The organism is uncultured Streptococcus sp. (assembly GCF_901875575.1).
Classification (GTDB): domain Bacteria; phylum Bacillota; class Bacilli; order Lactobacillales; family Streptococcaceae; genus Streptococcus.
The window spans coordinates 1-6,356 of sequence record NZ_CABFMF010000025.1 but is presented as its reverse complement, the minus strand read 5'-3'; the positions used below and the strand labels follow the sequence as shown (position 1 = coordinate 6,356).

At 40.2% G+C, this 6,356-nt stretch carries 1 protein-coding gene and 3 pseudogenes; 2 read left to right on the top strand and 2 right to left on the bottom strand.

Annotation, left to right across the window (positions count from 1 at the left end; genetic code table 11):
• Positions 1-64: 64 nt before the first annotated feature.
• Positions 65-1,219, bottom strand: a pseudogene (locus QZ114_RS06830) (IS30 family transposase).
• Positions 1,220-1,448: 229 nt separating this feature from the next.
• Between QZ114_RS06830 and strH the strand changes: the two are divergent.
• A complete protein-coding gene (gene strH / locus QZ114_RS06825) occupies positions 1,449-5,009 on the top strand; it encodes an LPXTG-anchored beta-N-acetylhexosaminidase StrH (RefSeq protein ID WP_295501340.1) in 3,561 nt (1,186 codons plus the stop codon).
• Between the two features lie 113 nt (positions 5,010-5,122).
• Here strH and QZ114_RS06820 read toward each other — a convergent pair.
• A pseudogene (locus tag QZ114_RS06820) lies at positions 5,123-5,284 on the bottom strand (group II intron reverse transcriptase/maturase); the annotation flags it as partial.
• A gap of 127 nt (positions 5,285-5,411) precedes the next feature.
• Between QZ114_RS06820 and QZ114_RS06815 the strand changes: the two are divergent.
• Positions 5,412-6,356, top strand: a pseudogene (locus QZ114_RS06815) (transposase); the annotation flags it as partial.

The window sequence follows — 6,356 nt, the reverse complement described above, 5'->3', positions numbered from 1 at the left end:
TTTTTACGAAAATCTATTGAATATGCCATAAGAAGATTATACCACATTATGTACTATTTTTGGTTCAGTTTACTATAGACGACTGACAGACATCTTCTGCAGGTATTTTAGAAATTCCAAGAAGCTTAGGAACCTCTTCTCCATAAGCAAAGGCAAAAAGTTCATAGGCTGACTTTCCATTCAAAGCAGCACGTTTGACACTGTTAACATGCTAACAAACGAGATTAATGTCCTCCTGAGTTAAATTATCAAAGGAAGTTCCCTTTGGTAGGATGTCGCGAATCAGCGTGTGATTTTTCTCGATTCTCCCTTTCTGCTCAGAGCGATTAGGGTCACAAAAGAAGAGTTTACTTTCTCCTCGAACATCCATTTCGATGTCATCAACCCTGGCAAACTCTCCACCATTATCTGTCAGGATGACAGGAAAGAGTTGGAAGAAATCTTTGTCCGCTTGGTGAAGAGTGTTCTTGATATCATAGAGGTGTTTGGTAACCTCAAGGGCAGTTTTATTGTCGAGAAGCCTAGCGAAGATAAAGTTACAGAAAGATAAATTGAAGGTGAGTAGTACTTTACCTCCCACCCTGCCCATAACCGTGTCCATTTCCAGCCAAGAATTCAGTTGGTTAAGGGTTAAATAATTTTGGAAATCCTCATAGGAACGGCCTTTTTTAGCTTCTTTAGGGATGGAAGGTAGCTTACTTTTCCGTCTCTCTTTGAATTTAACGGCTCTGGATAGATCAATAGGAGCGATAGATAGGTATCCTTTTCGGATATGTCGATAGACGGTTGAGGAGCTGACATCAAGGTTGTGAGTTTTGAGGATATGATAGATGTGTTGTCCCTTTTTAACACCATCGGAAATGACTTTGTTCATATCCCAGAAAGTCTGAGAATTAAGAGGAGTTCCTTCACGAGATTCAACAAGAGTTTGTTCGTATTGTTTTTGAGCTTGTTTAGCGAGGTAGAAGATTTTCTGATAGCTACAGTTTTGTCTTTTTTTAGGGCATCCATTACAGACAAAGGGGGCTTTATCGAGTAGAGGGCAAGGAAGGTTATTAGAGGTAGAGTCTCTGGCTTGTCTATTTCGTTTGACCTCTCTAGAAACAGTGGTCGGGTCTTTTAGAATAAGGTGTCCGATAGCTTTGAAGGTTTCACCGCGCTCTAAACCTAATTGGATATCATTACGGTCTGAAAGGGTAAGGTGTTTATATTTTGTCATAGTGGATTTCATTTCTAACTCAAACGTCTCATACTTAATTCCACCATAAAAATCCGTTTTAGACTAATTTCCGCTTTGACCAGCCAAGTGGAAGTTACTTTGAGAAGTTAGCCTCTACATTTATTAGAGTTCTTATATAAAAACCACTTGACTTTTTACTAGATAGATAATAAAATGAAATTGGTTTTATGTAAACGTTATCAAAACAGTGTTACAAGGAGGTTATGTCATGAAACTAGAAAAGAAACAGCGGTTTTCCATTCGTAAGTATGCGTTTGGAGCCGCTTCAGTCCTGATTGGTTTTGCCTTTGGTACTCAAGTCGTATCCGCTGACGGAGTCACACCATCACCGCAAAAACCTGAAACTTTACAAACTATGCCGGATAACCCTCAATTAAAAGAAGTTCCAACTAAGGAAGCTGAAAAGCTTTCAGACACAGTAATCCAACCTAAAGAAGAAGTGAAAGCAGATGTTGACACTGCTAAGACAAATGCTCCAAAAGTTGACAATCCTGTAACCCCTCCAGTAAGTGAAAATGCAAGTCCAACACCTATTGTTCAAGCAGATAGCTCTACTCAAGCTGAAAAAACTAATGAAGCTGATAATCAAAATGAACCATCTACTCCAGCTGTTCCAACTCCAACTACTGAACGAGTAGCACAGGTAAATGAAAAACTAGCCAAAAGAAAAATGATCTCAATCGATGCTGGACGTAAGTACTTTTCACCAGACCAACTCAAGGAGATTATCGACAAGGCAAAGCACTACGGTTTTACTGATCTTCATTTACTAGTTGGAAATGACGGAATGCGTTTCATGCTGGACGACATGACCATCAAAGCTAATGGAAAAACCTATGCTAGTGATGATGTCAAACGCGCCATTGAAAAAGGTACAAATGAGTATTACAACGATCCAAATGGTAACCATCTAACAGAAAGCCAAATGACGGATCTTATTAACTATGCCAAAGATAAGGGTATTGGCTTAGTCCCAACTGTGAATAGTCCTGGCCACATGGATGCGATTTTAAATGCCATGAAAGAGCTCGGTATCCAGAACCCTAACTTTAACTACTTTGGGAAAGAATCTGCCCGTACAGTTGATCTTGATAATAAAGAGGCAGTTGAGTTTACAAAGGCTCTGATTGATAAATACGCTGCTTATTTCGCTGGGAAGTCTGAAATCTTTAATATTGGACTAGATGAGTATGCCAATGATGCAACAAATGCTAAAGGTTGGAGTGTTCTTCAAGCTGATAAATACTATCCAAACGAAGGGTATCCTGTAAAAGGATATGAAAAATTTATTGCCTACGCCAATGACCTAGCTCGTATTGTAAAATCGCACGGCCTCAAACCAATGGCCTTCAATGATGGTATTTACTATAATAGTGATACTAGCTTCGGAACTTTTGATAAAGATATCATCGTTTCTATGTGGACTGGTGGCTGGGGCGGTTATGATGTCGCTTCTTCTAAACTTCTAGTTGAAAAAGGACACCAAATCTTGAATACCAACGATGCTTGGTACTACGTTCTAGGACGAAATGCAGATGGTCAAGGCTGGTACAACCTCGATCAAGGACTCAATGGTATTAAGAGCACGCCAATCACTTCAGTACCAAAAACAGAAGGTGCTGACATTCCAATTATCGGTGGTATGGTAGCTGCCTGGGCTGATACCCCATCTGCACGCTATTCTCCATCACGACTCTTCAAACTCATGCGCCAATTCGCAAATTCTAACGCCGAGTACTTTGCGGCTGATTACGAATCTGCAGAACAGGCTCTTAACGAGGTACCAAAAGACCTTAACCGCTATACTTCAGAAAGTGTCGCAGCCGTAAAAGAAGCTGAAAAAGCTATTCGCTCTCTCGATAGCAACCTTAGCCGTGCCCAACAAGATACGATTGATGAAGCTATCGCTAAACTTCAAGAAACTGTCAGCAATTTGACCCTCACGCCTGAAGCTCAAAAAGAAGAAGAAGCCAAACGTGAACTTGAAAAACTAGAAAAAAATAAGGTGATTTCAATCGATGCTGGGCGTAAGTATTTCTCAGCTGAGCAATTAAAACGCATCATTGACAAGGCTAGTGAATTAGGATATTCTGATCTTCATCTCCTACTTGGAAATGACGGACTTCGCTTCTTACTAGATGATATGAGCATCACTGCTAACAGTAAGACTTATGCAAGTGACGATGTCAAAAATGCCATTATCGAAGGAACAAAAGCCTACTACGATGATCCAAACGGTACCACACTTAGTCAAGCTGAAGTTGCTGAACTGATTGACTATGCAAAATCTAAAGGTCTAGGCCTTATCCCAGCGATCAACAGCCCAGGTCACATGGATGCATTGCTTGTTGCTATGGAAAAATTAGGTATCCATAATCCTCAAGCCAACTTTGATAAGGTATCAAAAACAACCATGGATCTTAAAAACGAAGAAGCAATGAACTTTACAAAAGCCCTCATCGGCAAATACATGGACTTCTTTGCAGGAAAGACTAAAATATTCAACTACGGTACAGACGAATATGCCAACGATGCAACCAACGCTCAAGGTTGGTATTATCTAAAATACTACAATCTCTATGGCAAGTTTGCTGAATACTCTAATACTCTTGCTGCCATGGCTAAAGAGAGAGGTCTTCAACCAATGGCCTTTAACGATGGCTTCTACTATGAAGATAAGGATGATGTCGAATTTGATAAAGATGTCTTGATTTCTTACTGGTCTAAAGGTTGGTGGGGCTATAATCTTGCATCTCCTCAATATCTAGCAAGCAAAGGGTACAAGCTTCTTAACACCAACGGAGATTGGTATTATGTACTAGGTAATCATAAAAACGATGAAGCTTATCCGCTCTCAAAAGCTATTGAAAATTCTGGAAAAGTGCCATTCAACCAACTAGCTTCTACTAAATATCCTGAAATAGACCTTCCAACGATCGGAAGTATGCTAAGTATCTGGGCAGATAAACCAAGGGCTGAGTACAAGGAAGAAGAAATCTTTGAAATCATGACTGCCTTTGCTGACCACAACAAGGACTACTTCCGCGCTAACTACTCAGCTCTCCGTAACGAAGTCGATCAACTTCCTAAAAACTTGGAAGGATATAGTAAAGAAAGTATAGAAGCCCTTAATGCAGCTAAAGAAGCTCTCAACTATAATCTCAATCGTAATAAACAGGCTGAAGTCGATGCGCTTGTAAAGAAACTCCACGCTGCCCGTCTAGGCCTCAAACCAGTTGCAACCCACTTAGGAAGCCTCGAAGAAAATGAGGTGACTGCCAACGTCGAAACCCTACCAGAGCTCATCACAAGAACAGAAGAAATTCCGTTTGAGATTATTAGGAAGGAAAATCCAAACCTCCCAGAGGGGCAAGAAAAGATTATCACACCTGGAGTCAAAGGGGAACGAACTCATTATATCTCTGTTCTAACTGAAAATGGCAAAACTACAGAAACCGTTCTCTATAGCCAAGTAACGAAAGAAGCTGTCAATCAAGTGGTTGAAGTAGAAACTCTGGTAACACATGTAGGCGATGAAAACGGACAAGTCGCTATTGCTGAAGAAAAAACAAAACTAGAAATCCCAAGACAATCAGCTCCAGCAACTGTTCTGGCTGAGGAAAACAAAGCTCTTCCTCAAGATCCAGCTCCTGTGGCAACAGAGAAAAAACTTCCTGAAACAGGAAGTCAAGATTCTGCAGGATTGGTAGTCGCAGGACTCATGACCACACTAGCAGCCTATGGACTAACTAAAAGAAAAGAAGACTAACAGTCTTTTAGAGAAACAATAAAGAGTTTGGGACAAAAGTCTCTTATCATCTAGTAGGGGATAGTCTCTATCCCCTCTCACACCACCGTACGTGCCGTTCGGCATACGGCGGTTCAACTAACTTTTAACGCATGTCGTTCAAGGTAATAATCCAAACACGAAACCAGTCCATGTTTTTCAAGGACTGGTTTTGATATAGCACGTTTAAGTACCAACTTCTGAGCTACTAATTGATAGTGGTCGCCCCAGCCAGATACCTTATCTGCTATCCATTTTAGGGGCTCTATACTATTTGTAGTGGGTAAATCCCCTATGGATATTATGGAGCCTATTTTGTTGTAGAAAAAAAGTCCCATATAACCTATAATGAAAAGCAACCAAACCATCATTAGAAAGATTCATATGGAACAATTACATTTTATCACAAAACTACTAGACATTAAAGACCCTAATATCCAAATTATAAATATCATCAATAGGGATACACACAAGGAAATCATCGCTAGACTGGGTTATGAGGCTCCATCTTGTCCTGATTGCGAAAGTCTAATGAAGAAATATGACTTTCAAAAACCGTCTAAGATTCCTTATCTTGAAACGACTGGTATGACTACCAGAATTCTTCTTAGAAAACGCCGTTTTAAGTGCTATCAGTGCTCTAAAATGATGGTGGCTGAGACTCCTCTAGTAAAGAAAAATCACCAAATCCCTCGTATCATCAACCAAAAGATTGCCCAGAAGCTAATTGAAAAGACTTCTATGACCGACATTGCTCATCAGTTGGCTATTTCAACTTCAACTGTTATTCGCAAGCTCAATGACTTTCACTTTAAGCATGATTTTTCTTGTCTTCCTGAGATTATGTCCTGGGACGTTGAAACAGTCAGGGGAGTGACTGTTTCAATCGGGAGATGAAGATGAGCTTCATTGCGCAAGATTTTGATAAACTCAATATCATCACTGTTCTTGAAGGAAGAACACAAGCAGTCATCCAGAATCACTTTCTTAAATATAATAGAGCAGTCCGATGTCGAGTCAAAATCATTACTATGGATATGTTTAGTCCCTACTATGACTTGGCTAAGCAGCTTCGCTTTCGAATTTCTAGGCTCAGGCTGAAACAGTCTCCCAGACTGTTTCACTCCCAAACGCTAAAATCGTTCTGGATCGCTTTCACCCTTCGTTATTATATTTCTAAACTCAGGCTAAAACAGTCCACTGGACTGTTTTACTCCAACACTTGAGCCGTGCTATGAGTCGTGTGCGTGTTCAAATCATGAATCAGTTTGAACGAAAATCTCATGAATACAAGGCTATAAAGCGCTACTGGAAGCTCATCCAGCAAGA